We start from the raw sequence: 17,349 nt of genomic DNA, 5'->3' as shown, positions 1-17,349 counted from the left end.
TCAAAAACAAAATTAACACTTCGGCTTTGCTCACTTTAGAAATTTTATTCGGAAAAAATAACCTTAACTGAAACCCTACAGTTGCAGATTAAAAGTGAATTTAAACGCAATATTATCTGCGAAACTAGGCAAATGATACGCTCCGTAGCGATAGGTGAGACTCGTACCAAAACCAAATAAAATTTTATTGATCTCAAAACCACTTTCCATAAAACCTTTGTTCAATTTTCCAAAAGTCACATCCTGATGTCTGTCAATATTTGAAATATCACCAATGGCATAACGCGAAATAAACACCATTTCAGGTTTAAATTTTTCGCCCAAATTAAACGGCCTTAAGCGATGTTTAACTTGAAGTGTAGCAAGCTTATCTGAAAAGAATTCACCAAAATACATAGTTTCAAAACTATTTACACCTGCCACCGAAAACCGCTGCATAATGGTTTGTTTAGTAGGCGCATTAGGATACGCGTGAAACAAATGTGTAAGTGGCACATCTCCAAAAGCCATTTTACCTTCGATCAGGAACTCGGTAGTAGATTTATTGAGACGCTCTACCTGATAATAGAATTTAGCGCCTACACGGGTAAAATCAAAATCCCCGTTAAACAATCCTGATATTCCCTTTGAAATCTGCGCGGTAACTTTTGGATACCCATCATAAATCTCAACCGTTCCTTTTTCTGAACGCATAAATTTACTTGACGGACTCCATCGAACTCCAAAAGTCGCTTCGGTGATATCATATTCACTGTACGACTCATCACCTAGCACAAACCGGTAAGCTTCCGTTTGTAAGACATTCGTTTTTGCAAATTGAAATTCTGAAAGAATTTTAGGTGTGATCTGGTATTCTTGATTCAGTCTAAAGGTTTTGTAATCAAAAAACTGGGTGATATTTACCAAACGCGGTTCAAAAAGCGAGTACACGCGGCGGTCTGTCAAATAATTAAAACTTCCGGTTTCTTGCAAGTCATCACTATAACTCAGGCTTAGCCAGGCTCCATGAGACTCATTCAACAAAACACCACCACCAAAACCATATTTTAAAACCTTGTCTTTAAAACCATATGCGGTATAACCTTCAATCCTAAAATCTTTTGAAAAATCAGCATTGGTAACACCACCAAGACCAAGACGTAAACCTTCATAATTATTATATTTTAAGGGATACGTCAAATCAAAATCGAAGAAGTCCACGGTATAATAACCTATTCCAAAATTATTGATCACCGCTAATCGACGTTCAATATTTTCGGTTTTTACAATATTATTCAGATAATCAAAACTGTTCAGATCACGTTCCGTAAGTGCTTGATTACGATACCGCGTCCAGAAATCTTCAGATTTTTGATCGGCGCCTTCCATAACTTCAATCGCAAGATTGGGATGCTCCAGTTTTTCTCCCTCGGAAAGATTAAAGTTTGCATTATAGGAGGTCAACAACAAATAGCGCCCCTCAATAGCTTCTTTAACCGGATTATTTTGTATTGTTCCCACCGAAACTTTTCCTCTAAAGAGCGAAAGGCGTTTTGAAGTCTCCCCTTTTTCAATATAAAGCTTACTGGTTCTAGGCATATAAACTCCAACGTCCGGCAGAAATTCATAGTGTTGCTCAATACGTGCAACGAGCTCATCATTTATAGCAATATGCACTTTTTGAATCGCTAAGCTCTGAGCATCTAAATAAAGTATACCTTCTAAACCGGGTATGGTTTTAGGACGCTTAGGGGAAAAAGCAACAGCATAACCTTTCCGATCCAACACCGTTGTATCTCCAATAAATTTGTAATCATAATTTTTCAAACCCCGGGAAGAAAGCGGCCCGGCATAACGATAATTAAAAATCACAAAATCTTCATCGTAAAAAGACCGCGATTGTAAAGTGATGCCTAAAACTTCATAACGCGGCTCTTTAAAACCGGCCATATTAAAAGCTAACACTTCTTCTTTAAATCCGTGATACGTATTGAAATTATTCTTCGAGACTTTTTCTGTAAAAAAAGAATGCGCGTTGTTTTCCCGCTCCAGCGAATCGGTGATGATTGTTTTCTCGTATGTAGTATAGCTAAAATGATCTAGCACCTTTTGCGGGTTATTCTGATCTGCACGATTGATGGCGAGTTGCATCAAGGAGTCTACATCTATGCTTTTTTGCTGTGCTATTGCAGCATTTTGCATCAAAAAAAGTAAAAACAAACAGAAAACAAATGGTTTAGTCATTATTACAGAAGGACTTAAGTGTCTAAAAATACTATAAAAAAAGCGACCCATGGGTCGCTCTTAGCATGAGTTTAACGTGAATTAAACGGTAAGTATTTCTTTTTCTTTAACTGTAAGAATATCATCTATTTTCTTGATGTGTGCGTCAGTTAAATCTTGAACGTCTACTTCTGCATTACGACATAAATCTTCCGCAAGACCATCTTTTTCTAACTTCTTAATTTCGTTGTTGGCGTTCTTACGATCGTTACGTACACCTACTTTTGCATCTTCTGCTTCTGCTTTTGCTTGCTTAACCAAGTCTTTACGACGCTCTTCTGTAAGTGGCGGAACGTTAATGATAACGCTCTCTCCATTATTCATAGGATTAAAACCAAGATTAGCATTCATAATAGCCTTCTCAATCTCATGAATCATCGCTTTTTCCCAGGGCTGAATAGAAATGGTTCTACCATCTGGAGTATTTACATTCGCTACCTGAGCTAAAGGAGTTAAACTTCCGTAATAATCAACCATAACACTGCCTAGCATTGCAGGACTCGCTTTACCGGCACGTATGTTTGCAAATTGTTTTTTAAGATGGGTAAGTGCATTTTGCATTGCCTCTTCTGTCCCGTCTAATATAAATTGAATGTCTTCGTTCATAGCTTTATTAAATTCTAAGATTTCTGGAAACCAGTCAAAAATAGTAAATTCTCTTTGGGAAAGCTCAACAGAAATTAAAATGAAGCGATTTTTAATTTCTTAAAAAAGCCTCTGAGCCATTAAGTCCACTAATCGGTGATTTATAAATTTACCGTAGTACCTATATTTTCACCCGCAACAACCTTAAGTAAATTCCCCTGCTTGTTCATATCAAAAACAATAATAGGCAATTCATTCTCCTGGCTTAGTGTGAAAGCAGTTGTATCCATTACTTTCAAACCTTTCTGAAGCACATCTTCAAAACTGATGAAATCAAACTTCACCGCTTTACTGTCTTTTTCCGGATCACTGGTATAAATACCATCTACACGAGTTCCTTTTAGTATAACATCTGCGTGAATTTCTATAGCACGCAAGACAGCAGCAGAATCTGTAGTAAAATAGGGATTACCAGTGCCACCACCGAAAATTACTACACGTCCTTTTTCAAGGTGCCTGATTGCTCTTCTACGGATAAAGGGCTCTGCAACTTCATTGATCTTGACAGCGCTCTGCAATCTGGTTTGAATTCCCGCCTCCTCTAATGCGCTTTGTAATGCCAGACCGTTAATAACCGTTGCCAACATCCCCATATGATCACCCTGAACGCGATCCATACCACGACTAGCTCCTGCAACGCCTCTAAAAATGTTACCACCACCAATTACTATGGCAACTTCTACGCCTTTATCAAGTACTTCTTTTATTTCCTCTGCATATTCTGCGAGCCTATCGGGATCAATACCATACTGGCGTTTACCCATTAATGCCTCTCCTGATAATTTAAGTAGAATACGTTTGTATTGCATGGTGTAGAAAAATTTTTGACAAATATAAGCTTAAATGGCATTTGAGAAAAAGAAAGAAATACAACAATAAAAAAGGCTGCCAATTGGCAGCCTTTTTCTATTCTAAAATAGAATTATAAGATTAAGCTAGGCTTACTCTTTTAAATCCTACAACTTCAAAATCACCTTTACTAGCAACATATTTTGCAACGTTGGTGCTTTCGTCCATAATAAATACTTGATCTAATAATGCTTTCTCATTATCAAGAGTAGTATTATCTGCAACAAAACGCTCTAGTTTACCAGGAACAATACGATCCCATATTTTTTCAGGCTTGCCTTCAGCTTTCAACTCTTCTTTGATAGCTGCTTCTGCCTGAGTCATAACTTCTGGAGTTAACTGAGACATAGAGATAAATTGAGGCACATTCTTTTGAGTTTTACCTAAACGACCTAACTCAATATTCTCTTTTTCTATAGCTGCAATACGTGCTTCAGTTTCCGAAGCTACGAACTCAGGATCAAAATCTTTGTAAGACAATGTAGTCGCACCCATTGAAGCAACCTGCATAGAAACAGCTTTAGCAACTTCTTCTGAAGCATCTTCTGCTTTAGATAAACCAGTTAATGCACCAATTTTGTTACCATGAACATAAGCGCCTACAAATGCAGCTTCTAATACTTCAAAACCACCTATTTCTAACTTCTCACCAATAACACCAGTTTGCTCGATCAATTTTTCTTCTACAGTCATCCCTTTAAAGTCTGCTGCTAAGAAGGCTTCTTTAGCATCAAAGTTGATCGCGATATCACCAAGTTCATTTGCTAACTCTACGTAAGAATCGTTTTTAGCAACGAAATCGGTCTCACAGTTCAATGAAAACACAACACCTCTGGTGTTAGCATCATTGATTTTTGCAACTACAACTCCTTCGCTTGAATCGCGGTCTGCTCTTTTTTCAGCAACTTTTTGTCCTTTTTTACGAAGAACAGCGATTGCTTCATCAAAATCACCATCAGCTTCTACAAGTGCATTTTTACAATCCATCATACCAGCACCGGTAGCCTTCCTAAGTTTATTTACTTCTGCGGCTGTTATTTTTGCCATTTTAAATACGTTTTATGAGTTAAAAGAAAAGTCGTTTAGTTTAGTGCAAAATTGCAGTATACTAAACGACTTTAATAATTATCAAATTGTTAAATACTATTCTTCTTCGTCGTTAGCTACAGCTTTTTTAGCTTTTGCCTTTGCAGGCTTAGCAGCTTTGTCAGCTTTTTTAGCGTCTCCAGACTTTTCTTTCCCAGCTTTACGCTCAGAAAGACCTCCTACTATAGCATCAGCAACGTTAGAAATGATTTTCTCAATAGATTTAGAAGCATCATCATTAGATGGGATAGCATAATCAACCTGACGTGGATCAGAGTTGGTATCAACCATCGCAAAGATTGGAATGTTTAATTTTTGAGCTTCTTTAATCGCAATGTGTTCACGCTTAATATCAACTACAAACAAAGCTCCTGGTAGACGTGTCATATCTTCGATAGAACCTAAGTTCTTCTCTAATTTGTCACGCATACGGTTCATTTGCAATTGTTCTTTTTTAGACAAGCTATCAAAACGACCGTCTTGTTTCATACGATCTACAGTTTGCATTTTCTTAACCGCCTTACGTATAGTTACGAAGTTAGTCAACATACCTCCAGGCCATCTTTCTGTGATGTAAGGCATTTTTGCACGACCTGCGTGATCTGCAACTATTTCTTTAGCTTGTTTTTTGGTAGCTACAAAAAGTATTTTTCTACCCGAAGCTGCAATTTTAGCCAGAGCTTCTGAAGCTTCGCCTAATTTAGCAGCAGTTTTGTATAGATTGATGATGTGAATACCATTACGCTCCATATAGATATATGGTGCCATGTTTGGATCCCATCTTCTGGTAAGGTGACCAAAGTGTACACCTGCATCCAGTAAATCCTTTACATTTTCTGTTTTTGCCATTTTTAAATTTAGTTTACGTTCCCGTTCTAGTAGCAATATGCAAGTGGTCTTCTAATGAATCGCCAAGCACATTTAGATGCTAAACTAATTTCCCAACGTATTGGGACAAGGACATTATTTTAAAATTAATTTCTTTTCGCTTTCAAAAATCTGATGCAATATAAATTGCAAAAGAATTGAAACACGATTGCTGTTAACGTTTTGAGAATTGGAATTTCTTACGCGCTTTCTTCTGACCGAATTTCTTACGCTCTACCATTCTTGGATCTCTCGTCAACAAACCTTCAGGCTTAAGAATAAGTCTGTTTTCTGCATCTAGCTCGCACATTGCTCTAGAAAGAGCAAGACGTACAGCCTCTGCCTGACCTGTGATACCTCCACCGTATACATTTACTTTAATGTCAAAGTTTTTATCATTTTCAGTCATTACTAATGGCTGATTAACTTTGTACTGTAAAGTACCTGTAGTAAAGTAGTTGTTAAGCTCACGTTTGTTGATCGTGATGTTACCAGAACCAGGAGCTAAATAAACACGAGCAACAGCCGTTTTTCTACGGCCAATTTTGTGAATTACTTCCATTTACTTAAGTTCGTTAATATTAATTGCTTTAGGTTTTTGCGCTTCCTGCCCGTGATCTGCACCGGCATAAACCTTTAAATTGCGATAAATCGCACTACCTAATTTGTTTTTAGGTAACATTCCTTTTACTGCATTTTCTACGAGACGCGCAGGGTCTTTACCGTACAATTCTTTTGCAGTTAGGCTTCTTTGACCACCAGGATAGCCCGTATGACGGATGTAAGATTTAGAATCCCACTTCTTTCCTGTTAAGTTGATTTTAGAGGCATTGATAACAATCACATTGTCTCCGCAATCAACGTGTGGTGTGTAGTTAGGCTTGTACTTTCCGCGCAAGAATTTTGCAACGATAGTAGACATGCGACCCAACGTTTGTCCTTCAGCATCAATAACAACCCACTCCTTATTTACGGTGTTCTTGTTGGCAGATACTGTTTTGTAACTTAATGTGTCCACACTGTTAATTTTAATTATTAAACATTCCATTTCCCGCTTCCACACTCACGCGCGAAAACAGGGCTGCAAATGTACAATTATATATTGATTTGACAAACGAGCTTTTGATTAATATTTAGAGTTCTGAAAATCTGATTTTCAAACTTCTAACCTTCCCCGTGAAAAACACGCTTCGTTAATTAAATACCCCAAAAGAAAAACCCGGTTCTCGTTACCGTAAATGATCTGTAAAAAAACAGCTGTTGTCTAGAAAAATTTAAAAATCAATAAACCTATTGAAAAATCCCATAATTAGAACAGAAAATCTTAACAAAATGATAATGTTTTGATCCTATTTAAGCTGTTTTATAAAAAAAATAAGCTTTCTATAAAATACCTGTATTCCGTACACATTAACTATTTATTAATTTTTATTCACCTAAAACACATTTTACGTGAGTTATCAGCAATAAAACAGAATAACGCATACGTTTTTTATGATGAATCAACAAAAACAGTGTGTCTTGTATTTTCAATATTCATTTAACCTAAATTTCATCATATAACTAAAATATATGTTAAATGATAAGAAAATTATTCTTTATGATTATGCTGGGGCTATTAGGGTTATCCACTCATGCTCAGCAGAAAACAGTGACTGGTACCGTAGCAGACCCTAACGGCATGCCTTTACCAGGCGTGAATGTGGTAGTGAAAAATGCCGCTAACCGTGGAGCTCAAACTGATTTTGACGGGAAATTCTCAATTGCAGCGTTCCCGGAAGAAACTTTAGTGTTCTCATTCTTAGGTTTTGAATCGACTGAACGTGTGGTAGGACAAAGCTCTGTAATAAACATTACTTTAAACCCAAGCACCGAATCTCTTGACGAAGTGGTGGTCGTAGGGTATGGCGTTCAGCGAAAATCAGATTTAACGGCATCTGTGTCTCAGGTAAAAGGAGAGGCCATTGCAGACCTTGTTACTCCAAGTTTTGAATCGCAACTTGCAGGACGTGCCGCAGGTGTACAAATAACAACTCAAACAGGTATCATAGGTGACACTCCTCGTTTTAGAATACGAGGTATTGCTTCTATTGATTCTGGCACATACCCATTAGTTGTTGTGGATGGTATCCCCATTGCAACAGGAGGCCAAGGAGGTTATGCCTCTTCAAATGCTCTGGGTGACATAAACCCTGCAGATATCGAATCGATTGATATTTTAAAAGACGGTTCTGCTACTGCAATTTATGGATCGCGTGCTGCTAATGGCGTTGTATTAATTACTACCAAAAAAGGAAAAGTTGGTAAGATCAGCACCAATTATAATGTAACTGTTGGTTTCGCGAGACCAGTAAGTCAATTTGACCTACTAGGCGCAGCCGACTTTGTAACCATCAGTAATGAAAAAAGATCAAACCGAAACCAATCAGATTGGGCAGCCGGTACTGAAGTAAATACAAACTGGCAGGATTTAGTTCTTAATGATAATGCATTTCAACAAGATCACAACCTTTCCTTTTCTGGTGGGACTGAAAATTTAAAATATTACCTGTCTTTAGGATTCACAGAACAAGAAAGCGTTGCTAAGCCCAATGAATTTACACGATTCACATACCGTGCAAATGCCGAGCAGAAAATCAAAGACTGGGTATCTATAGGCGCTAATGCTGGTATTACACAATCTGAATATTTTGGATTGAACGTGGGGACCAACTCTCTTTCCGGAAACGTTTTTAACGCTACCCGTCAACATCCTAACGTATCGCCTTATGACGCCAATGACCCTACTGGTTACAATTTGGATGATACTTTTCCGGATCGCATGGGACGCGGCACCAACTTGGAGACCGTAGGAGACAACATTCCTAACATTATTTTTGTAATAGAAAATAACAAATATGCCACAAAAATAAACAGATTGATCGGCAATACCTATCTTGACATTAAGCCAGTTTCTACCTTAAACTTCAGAACACAAATCAGTGTAGACAAGGCATTATCAAATGGCTATCTTTTCTGGAGCCCGATACACGGAGATGGTCGAGGTTCAAACGGGCGGGTTCAAAATAACAGTTTGGACGAAACTACTTGGAACTGGCAAAACGTTTTAAGCTATAATGAAACCTATGCGGATGCTCATAATATAAGCGTTACTCTTGTAAACGAATATCAAAAAACCAGAAGTCAAAGCTTCTTTGGTACCGGAACCGATTTAAGTAACGAATTCTTCGGCACCAACCTTATTACAGACTCTTACGGTGTTCAAGGTTCTGGCGGGGGTATTACCGAAAATGGTCTTATCTCCTATGCTGCTCGTCTTTCTTATAATTTTAAGGAACGCTACTATCTTCAAGGGACTATACGTCGTGACGGCCTCTCAAGACTAAGCTCAGATACCCGCTATGGTAATTTCCCGGGAGCTTCGGTTGGCTGGAGAATAAGCGAAGAACCTTTTATGGAAGGTATTAAACATGTGGTCTCTGAATTAAAATTAAGAGGTTCTTATGGAAAAGTAGGCAACACAGATATTGGAAATTATCCTTATCTAGGTCTTTACGCTCCAGCGCCCTATGCAGCAAATAATGGAATTGGTTATTCACAGTTTGGAAACAACACCTTACAATGGGAAACTAGCGCTAAATATGATGCCGGTTTTGACCTATCACTGTTGAGAAACAAAATAAACTTTAGTTTTGATTACTTTCTTAACGATATTGATGGCCTAATACTTGACGTGGAAACACCTCAATCTTTTGGTGTTCCTAACAACAGCTATAGAGCTAACATTGGTCAGATTGAAAACAGTGGTTTAGAGTTTACCGTAGATGCGCGTATTATTGATTCAGATTTCACATGGAATGTAGGCGCTAACATCTCATTTATTGAGAATGAGATCATAAGTCTTGTTAATGGCGCAGATCGTATCTCCAGTACTAATAACACGATAAACCGCGAAGGTGAGTCCATAAATTCAATTTACGGATACCGTTATTATGGTGTCAACCCTTCAAACGGGAATCCTGTTTACTATAAAGCAGACGGAAGTCTTGTACAGGGGAATCTGCCCGGAGCCAGTTATTCAGTTTTTGACCCGGCAAATCCGGCAGATGTATCAACTGCAGCAGCATTAAGCGCCACTGACGACCGCTCCATTATAGGAAGATCACAGCCTAAGTATTTTGGAGGATTTAATTCTAATATGACGTTCAAGAATTTTGATTTAGGTTTCCTATTCCGTTTTAGCGGCGGAAATCAGATTTTCAATGCAACCCGCAGAGATTTATTAAATCAAAACTTTACAAACAATAGCACAGAGATTTTAGGAAGATGGCAAAGTGTGGAGAATCCAGGCGATGGATGGACCCCAAGATTATATGCTTCTACAAACACAACCACTAACTTAACGTCAACGCCTACAACTCGTTTTGTGGAAGACGCAGATTTCATTAAGCTTGACAATATTACTTTAGGATACTCCCTACCTATGTCTGAAGCAGAAAAACTTGGTTTAACTAAGCTACGCATTTTCTTACAAGGTCAAAATCTTTGGACGATCACAGATTATAGCGGAGTAGATCCTGAGATGGAAACCGCAGGGGTAGATTTAAATTTAACGCCCAGATCTAGTGTGTTCTCATTCGGTATTAACGTAGGATTTTAATTAGAAACAAATGAAATTAAATATCAAAACAAATTTTAGAAGTAAAGCAGCATTTGTTTTACTATCAGTATCGAGCTTCAGTTTCACATTAAACTCTTGTAATGAGGGCAATGTGTTGGATCTAGAACCTTATAACTCTATTTCAGAAAATGCAGCATTTTCTACAGCAGATCTAGTAAAGCTATCTGTAACTGGTCTTTATAATGCAGCAGAGATTGGCGTATACACAGGTGCTGGGAGAGGATATCCATTTGGAGCAGCATTTGTACAACAAGGCGATAATCGTGGTGAAGACGTAGTAAACGTTGCTACTTTTTACCAACTTACGTATACAGCAACATACGACCCTACAACTGCCAATAACGTATACTACTGGAGCGACACATATCGTCTCATTAATCGCGCTAACATTGTTATTGAAGGCGTACAGGCAGCTTTAGATAATGGTATTATAACCAGTGAAGTTGCTACAGATTATATAGCTCAAGCTAAATTCTTTAGAGCCGCAGCGCATTTAGAACTATTATTCCATTTTGCAAGACCCTATAATGATACTCCTGATGCAAGCCACCTTGGAGTGCCTTATAGAGATTTTGCTATTCAAACCGCAGAATCTTTGGATTTAGCACAAGCACAAGGTCGAAATACAGTTGCTGAGTGTTATCAAAGAATAATTCAGGATTTTGATGATGCCGAAGATGATTTACTAAGCAAAGCAGACCGGGCAAGTGAAGAGGGCTCTATACGAGGAGGTATTGTTCGTGCTACAAAAGAAGCCGCAATAGCCTTTAAAACAAGAGCTTATTTACATATGAGAAACTGGCAGATGGTAATTACAGAAGGAATGAAACTGAATACAGTTTATACGCTACCTGCCGATCCCAATACTACGTTCTCTTCCGGTTATGACAACACAGAATCTGTATTCTCGATGGAACATTCTGAAAACAACAATCCAGGTGTGAATGCTGCTTTAGCTTCTCAATACAACAGAAGAGGTCTGGTAGTAGTTAGCCCTATTATCTGGAGAAACCCAGCTTGGCTTACAGATGATGAGCGCAGAACCGAAGGCGGTTTAATAAGCACAACTTCAGGAGTGATTTACACAAACAAGTATAAAGATGCTACAAATTATACTGATCCTGCTCCCGTTATACGTTATGCTGAAGTTCTTTTGAATATGGCTGAGGCTTATACAAGATTGAGTCCTGCAAATACAAGTGCAGCTCTCAGTTCACTTAATGCTGTTAGAAATCGTTCACTTGCAAATCCTGAAACTCAGGCATATGTCGCCGCAGATTTCACCACACCTGCCTCTTTGGTTAACGCTATTATAACAGAACGTAGAATCGAATTTGTAATGGAAGGAAGACGCTGGCCAGACATTCACCGTTTACAAAACGACAACTTAGCTCCTGTAAGTGGTATTCCTGCAAAAGTTGCAAACGGAACTCCTGCAGAAGCGCTTTACACTCTAGGAACTGCATATGACGGTCCTTTAGGAGTTGACGCAGTGCCTTACAACGATTTTAGATTTTTGTGGCCTATCCCTCAACAAGAAACAAATAACAACCCTACCCTTGCTGCTCAACAGAATCCTGGATGGTAAAAATTCCGATTTTGATTTTATAGATTTTTTAAACTAGCCAAAAAAACCCGTTTAGCAAATGCTAAACGGGTTTTTACTTTAGTGAAGTTTTTAATTAATGCGCCTCTAGCCAGTTTTCCCCTACTCCTAACTCAACATCTAACGGAACATCCATTTTAAAGGCATTTTCCATTTCTGATTTGATCATTTTTTTGACGTCTTCCAGTTCGGGTTTGTAGACATCAAAGACCAATTCATCATGCACCTGAAGCAACATTTTAGTCTTCAGTTTTTCAGCCTTCAGTTTTTTGTGAATGTTGATCATCGCGATCTTGATGATATCTGCAGCACTACCCTGTATAGGTGCGTTTACCGCATTCCGCTCTGCGGCACCCCGCACCACAGCATTGCCACTATTAATGTCTTTTAAATACCGGCGACGTCCTAAAACGGTAGAAACATACCCGTTATCACGGGCAAAATCTACCTGCTCACTCATGTAGTTACGCAGTTTCGGATAGGTTTTATAATAGGTATCGATCAGATCTTTTGATTCGCCTCGGGACAAATCGGTTTGATTGCTGAGTCCAAAAGCCGAAACCCCGTAAATAATCCCAAAATTCACGGTCTTGGCATTACTACGCTGCTCGCGGGTCACTTCATCAAGCGGCACATTAAACACTTTGGCCGCTGTTGACGCGTGAATATCCTCACCATCCTTAAAGGCCTGCATCATCGTTTCCTCCTGACTCAACGCCGCGATGATACGCAGTTCAATCTGCGAATAATCGGCAGCGAGTAAGACATAGTCTTCATTGCGCGGAACAAACGCTTTACGCACCTGCCGACCCCGCTCGGTACGAATGGGTATATTCTGCAAATTCGGATTGTTTGAACTCAACCGCCCGGTAGCCGCGACTGTTTGCATATAATCGGTATGCACGCGACCCGTGTTGGGATCAACCTGAGTAGGCAACGCATCTACATAAGTGCTTTTTAATTTTGACAGTCCACGATAATCCAAAACATGCTGAATGATCTCGTGATCGGGAGCCAGATAAGACAACACATCTTCTGCAGTTGAATACTGCCCGGTACGGGTTTTCTTGGGTTTATTGACCAGTTTTAATTTGTCAAACAGGATTTCTCCCAACTGTTTCGGCGAACCGATATTAAATTCTTCTCCTGCTTCTTTATAAATTTTTTCTTCCAGCGAAAGAATATCACTATTAAGGGCTTCTGCGAGACTCCCTAAAAATTCCTGATCCAGATTAATGCCTTCAAGCTCCATATCGGCCAGAACCTGCACCAACGGAATTTCAATCTCATCAAACAATTTTTGCGTATTAGCATCTCCCATTTCTTTTTCAAAATGCTTCTTAAGCTGAAGGGTCACATCGGCATCTTCTACGGCATATTCGGTTTGCTCTTCAACCGGCACATCGGCCATTGATTTTTGGTTCTTGCCTTTTTTACCAATAAGCTCTTCAATGGAAACCGGCGTGTAATTCAGATAGGTTTCGGCTAGCACATCCATATTGTGACGCATATCGGGGTTGATCAGGTAATGCGCAATCATCGTATCAAAGAGTTTGCCTTTCACGGCAACACCGTACTTAGCCAAAACTTTGATGTCGTACTTTAAGTTTTGCCCTATTTTCTCAATATTTTCATCCTCAAAAAAGGGACGCAGCTCTTCAATCAATTTTTGTGCTTCTTCTTGTTCCGACGGAAACGGAATGTAAAAGCCTTTAGTCTTTTCCCAACTAAATGCAATTCCTACCAAGTTTGCTTTCAAAGGATCCAGATCAGTTGTTTCCGTATCAAAACAAACCGAAGTTTGCTTCATCAGGTTTTTGATAAAAAGCTTCATCGCCATTCCGGGAGCAACACTTTGGTAAAAATGCTCGGTATCTTTAATGGTTTTTCGCGTGTTACGTTCTTCAATCTCGGTGTCGTCTCCTCCAAAAAGATTGTATTGCCCTGCTCCTGCATTTGCCGCTTTTTCAGATGAACTTACTAACTTTTTAGCCGTTTCTGTTCCGCTTACCGCAGCGCCAGTGTCGCTATCAGCTTCACCAGAAAATATTTTGATAAATTGATCTTTCAATCTTCTAAACTCCAACTCATCAAAGATCTCCTGTACTTTATCTGCGTCAGGCTGAGAAAGCTCATAAGACTCTGCGTGAAATTCTACATCACAGTCGGTCATAATCGTTGCCAGCTTTCGGGAAAGTCTTCCTAGCTCAGCATTCTCAATCACCTTCTCCTTCATCTTGCCTTTCAGCTCATCGGTATGCGCCAGTAAACCTTCTAAACCACCATATTGCTTGATGAATTTTTTAGCCGTTTTATCCCCCACTCCCGGAAGCCCCGGAATATTATCTGAAGCATCACCCATCATCCCCAGGTAGTCAATCACCTGTTCCGGGCGTTCCACCTCAAAACGTTTTTGCACTTCAGGAATTCCCCAGATCTCAATGCCGTTACCCATTCGGGCCGGTTTGTACATAAAAATATTTTCAGAAACCAACTGCGCATAATCTTTATCTGGCGTTACCATAAAAACCTGATAACCTTCTTTTTCAGCTTGTTTTGCCAATGTACCAATCAAATCATCAGCTTCTACTCCTTCAATCTCTATACAGGGCACATGCATTGCCTTCAAGATTTGCTGAATAATAGGCACGGCTATACGGATAGCCTCTGGGGTTTCATCACGATTGGCTTTATACTCCTCGTATAGTTCCACGCGTTCTGAGCTTCCGCCCTTATCAAAAGCCACGGCAAGATGATCGGGTTTCTCCCGTTTGATCACATCAAAAAGTGAATTCACAAAGCCCATTACCGCAGAGGTGTCCTGCCCTTTTGAATTTACTCTCGGATTTTTAATTAGGGCATAATAGCCTCGAAAAATTAAAGCATAAGCGTCTAAAAGAAATAAGCGTTTTTGAGTCGACATATCGGGAATGTGTTTGATTCTGGAATTGAATTCCAAAAATAGGAATTAGTCTTTTGATATGCGTTTTTAAATCTCAGACATTTTTGCTTTACACCAAGAACAAAAAAAGCAGCCTTATTCAGGTTGAATAAGGCTGCTTTACATAAAGTTTTAAGATGTTTAATCAATTAAAATACAAGACATAAACACGCTGAGACGGATTGTCTAAGCTTGTAAAAGTCCCTGACTCATTGGTATAATTAACTAAATTACTTGAAAAAGACCCTTCTAGAGTTGACACAAGACCTTTTTCACTGGCAAAAAAGTTCAACAAAGGCATTACGTCAGCTTCAATATAAGCTGCATTCCCCGATGCTGCTCCTTCGTATTCCATGAATATAACTTTATCAACAACGGTTGCCTCCGAAAAACAAAAATCAGCTCTGAATACTCCCCCATCAGACAATCTTCTAAAGAATAATAGCAAATAAGATTCACAACCCCCATCTTCAACATTACTCATATTAAACTGAAAATCCTCCAACATAAAGCCACCTCCCAAATTAGCCAAGTTAGCATCAACTTGATTCCAAAGCGCATTAAATCCTGAAGAGGTAAGTGCGTTATCACCCCAGCTATAAGGACGATATCCAAATATCGGAAAACCACCATCCTTATCCAGGATATCTTTATAATCATCTGTAATAAACCCAGGCCTATCAGCTTTACCTATAATTGCGGTATTGCCATTCACTTCAGATTTAAAATTATCTTCTTCTTCATCATACGTAAACTCCTTAAATTCAATCCCGCCATAACTAACGGCTGGACTCACGATCAACCCCTCTTCTGTAAATGCAATACCAAACTCGTCGTAACTACCTCCAAATGGACTTTCCTCAGTAACACCAAATGGCTCAGCAAATTGCTTCAAAATGTCAAAATTAAGATCGTACTCTGCTTCATCACCGTCCACTTCAAATTTTAATGTTTGAAAAACTGAGCTTTTCTCACTACTTGCTAATTTTGATCTATTCTCCCTAGAAGCTGCTATTAAATCTATTGCATTATCAATTACATCTTGCCCAACAGGCTCAAAAACCAAACTGCCTTCACTACGCAAATCACTAAATACCAAAGAATCACCTTCTCCTACGGTATTGAATTGAAAATGTGAATGACCTTCATAACCAGTTCCTATTAAACCAGAAGTACGATTATCACTTAGTTTATGAATAGAATTAGGTGTTGTAAAAACCAACTCAGTAGCAGATACCGAACGTACTTCATATTGGCTTGTTCCAAATGAATCCTCATCATCTATATTCGAAATCATCTCTACATTACCACTTTCATCAAAAGCCATATAAAATAGGAACCCTCCATATTCAGAATCTTTAGGAAAGTAAATAACCTTAAATCCATCAGATGCCTGTAATAAATTTTCTAATTCTGCTCTACTTGCATTCTTTCTTTCAGTAGGGGTTTGATCAAAGACAGTATCATCATCATTTTCACAAGATGCTACAACAACGAGCATCACAAAAATGAAAATTATTTTATATAATGTATTTTTTAGTTTCATGTGATTTCTAATTTAATTAACTAAAGACTGAGACTTTTCATGAGCTACCTCTTGTAATTCATAAATATCTATACCAAAACTTTTCTGATAATAGTCAGCTATATACGTTTCCTTCAATCTAATAATAGCTCTTGCCTGAGGGTTAATAATACCCTCCACTAAAGCATCAAACTCATCTCGTGTACGCGTTAACATCTCAGCTATCATTTCCACAAAATCTTCATCTGAATTACTGGATGCATACGCTGTTATATATCCTAATTCACGAGCTTCAGCATCTGAACGATTAAACCATTGGGCAGTATAATTTCCAGGATTAATTTCTTTATAAGATGGATCAATAGGTCTTGTCTGATTTAAAATATGACCATATTCATGTTGAACAGTTCTCAACGGCTGATTGATACTGTTCAAATCAGTAAAATCGAGATAATCAATATTAAAAAGTGTAATCTTTGCTCCTGCTTCAGCAAGCCCTAAAGTAATTGTTCCTGAAGGATTTGTATTATAACTGCCTATTAAAGTAAATTCTCTTGGAGCTATTTTTTTTATAAAATCTGCACCTGCAACTTCACTGTAAGGAGCGATCCAAGCCGTTAATAAAATATTCAAGGCAGGCTTTACACTTTCTAATCGAGGTGGGTTTAGAAAACGTTCTTGAGCAACCTCATTCTCATCAAAAACATATTGAACCCTTATATTATAAGGCTTTACAAATTCTTCTCTGATGTATTTATCCAACTCACTAAGATCAGGAGTAGAAGTATCAAGTTGACTAGGCAATAAGGGGTCTGCATCCTCTCCACACGAAGTGATAAGAAGCAGAGTCAGTAATAAAAGTGTACTAATTTTTTTCATAATAAGAT

At 38.6% G+C, this 17,349-nt stretch carries 12 protein-coding genes; 2 read left to right on the top strand and 10 right to left on the bottom strand.

Translation table 11 applies throughout. The annotated features are described in order from the left end of the window. Positions 1-75: 75 nt before the first annotated feature. The 7 genes from DSM02_RS15985 to rplM all read right to left on the bottom strand — a co-directional run bounded on the left by DSM02_RS15985 (position 76) and on the right by rplM (position 6,727). Positions 76-2,199, bottom strand: coding sequence for a DUF5686 family protein (locus DSM02_RS15985; protein WP_240674082.1), 2,124 nt, complete (start codon positions 2,197-2,199; stop codon positions 76-78). A gap of 105 nt (positions 2,200-2,304) precedes the next feature. Further along, a complete protein-coding gene (frr, locus tag DSM02_RS15980; protein ID WP_128766557.1) occupies positions 2,305-2,868 on the bottom strand; it encodes a ribosome recycling factor in 564 nt (187 codons plus the stop codon). Between the two features lie 140 nt (positions 2,869-3,008). Next, positions 3,009-3,716, bottom strand: a complete 708-nt coding sequence (gene pyrH, locus DSM02_RS15975; RefSeq protein WP_128766556.1) for a UMP kinase — start codon at positions 3,714-3,716, stop codon at positions 3,009-3,011. A gap of 121 nt (positions 3,717-3,837) precedes the next feature. Continuing rightward, entirely contained in the window at positions 3,838-4,803 is a 966-nt protein-coding gene (gene tsf / locus DSM02_RS15970; protein WP_128766555.1) for a translation elongation factor Ts, read from the bottom strand. 96 nt (positions 4,804-4,899) lie between these two features. Then, positions 4,900-5,691 (bottom strand): 30S ribosomal protein S2, encoded by a 792-nt coding sequence (gene rpsB / locus DSM02_RS15965; RefSeq protein WP_128766554.1) that lies wholly within the window; start codon positions 5,689-5,691, stop codon positions 4,900-4,902. A 193-nt stretch (positions 5,692-5,884) separates the two neighbouring features. Then, positions 5,885-6,271: a 30S ribosomal protein S9 gene (gene rpsI / locus DSM02_RS15960; RefSeq protein ID WP_073099261.1), complete on the bottom strand. Its 387-nt coding sequence runs from the start codon at positions 6,269-6,271 to the stop codon at positions 5,885-5,887. Next, positions 6,272-6,727: a 50S ribosomal protein L13 gene (gene rplM, locus DSM02_RS15955; RefSeq protein WP_073099262.1), complete on the bottom strand. Its 456-nt coding sequence runs from the start codon at positions 6,725-6,727 to the stop codon at positions 6,272-6,274. 561 nt (positions 6,728-7,288) lie between these two features. Between rplM and DSM02_RS15950 the strand changes: the two genes are divergently transcribed. Together DSM02_RS15950 and DSM02_RS15945 are read left to right on the top strand one after the other, a co-directional pair. Next, positions 7,289-10,369, top strand: a complete 3,081-nt coding sequence (locus tag DSM02_RS15950; RefSeq protein WP_240674081.1) for a SusC/RagA family TonB-linked outer membrane protein — start codon at positions 7,289-7,291, stop codon at positions 10,367-10,369. Positions 10,370-10,379: 10 nt separating this feature from the next. Then, a complete protein-coding gene (locus tag DSM02_RS15945) occupies positions 10,380-11,978 on the top strand; it encodes a RagB/SusD family nutrient uptake outer membrane protein (protein WP_128766553.1) in 1,599 nt (532 codons plus the stop codon). A 94-nt stretch (positions 11,979-12,072) separates the two neighbouring features. On the opposite strand, the gene polA is transcribed toward DSM02_RS15945, so the two are convergent. From polA to DSM02_RS15930, 3 genes are all read right to left on the bottom strand, one after another. Continuing rightward, complete coding sequence (gene polA, locus DSM02_RS15940; RefSeq protein ID WP_128766552.1) at positions 12,073-14,919, bottom strand: DNA polymerase I; 2,847 nt, start codon at positions 14,917-14,919, stop codon at positions 12,073-12,075. Between the two features lie 163 nt (positions 14,920-15,082). Beyond that, a complete protein-coding gene (locus tag DSM02_RS15935; RefSeq protein ID WP_128766551.1) occupies positions 15,083-16,483 on the bottom strand; it encodes a DUF4302 domain-containing protein in 1,401 nt (466 codons plus the stop codon). A gap of 12 nt (positions 16,484-16,495) precedes the next feature. Then, a complete protein-coding gene (locus tag DSM02_RS15930) occupies positions 16,496-17,341 on the bottom strand; it encodes a substrate import-associated zinc metallohydrolase lipoprotein (RefSeq protein ID WP_128766550.1) in 846 nt (281 codons plus the stop codon). Positions 17,342-17,349 lie beyond the last annotated feature (8 nt).

Source organism: Leeuwenhoekiella polynyae (genome assembly GCF_004104075.1).
GTDB lineage: Bacteria > Bacteroidota > Bacteroidia > Flavobacteriales > Flavobacteriaceae > Leeuwenhoekiella > Leeuwenhoekiella polynyae.
Note: the sequence above shows the minus strand (reverse complement) of the source record. Positions and strands in the feature narration are given on the sequence as shown.

Bases quoted from the DNA above. Each gene is read 5' to 3' on its own strand.
- DSM02_RS15930 (WP_128766550.1), bottom strand. From the start codon at position 17,341: ATGAAAAAAATTAGTACACTTTTATTACTGACTCTGCTTCTTATCACT.
- rpsB (WP_128766554.1), bottom strand. From the start codon at position 5,691: ATGGCAAAAACAGAAAATGTAAAGGATTTACTGGATGCAGGTGTACAC.
- DSM02_RS15945 (WP_128766553.1), top strand. From the start codon at position 10,380: ATGAAATTAAATATCAAAACAAATTTTAGAAGTAAAGCAGCATTTGTT.
- DSM02_RS15950 (WP_240674081.1), top strand. From the start codon at position 7,289: ATGATAAGAAAATTATTCTTTATGATTATGCTGGGGCTATTAGGGTTA.
- tsf (WP_128766555.1), bottom strand. From the start codon at position 4,803: ATGGCAAAAATAACAGCCGCAGAAGTAAATAAACTTAGGAAGGCTACC.
- rpsI (WP_073099261.1), bottom strand. From the start codon at position 6,271: ATGGAAGTAATTCACAAAATTGGCCGTAGAAAAACGGCTGTTGCTCGT.
- polA (WP_128766552.1), bottom strand. From the start codon at position 14,919: ATGTCGACTCAAAAACGCTTATTTCTTTTAGACGCTTATGCTTTAATT.
- pyrH (WP_128766556.1), bottom strand. From the start codon at position 3,716: ATGCAATACAAACGTATTCTACTTAAATTATCAGGAGAGGCATTAATG.
- DSM02_RS15935 (WP_128766551.1), bottom strand. From the start codon at position 16,483: ATGAAACTAAAAAATACATTATATAAAATAATTTTCATTTTTGTGATG.
- frr (WP_128766557.1), bottom strand. From the start codon at position 2,868: ATGAACGAAGACATTCAATTTATATTAGACGGGACAGAAGAGGCAATG.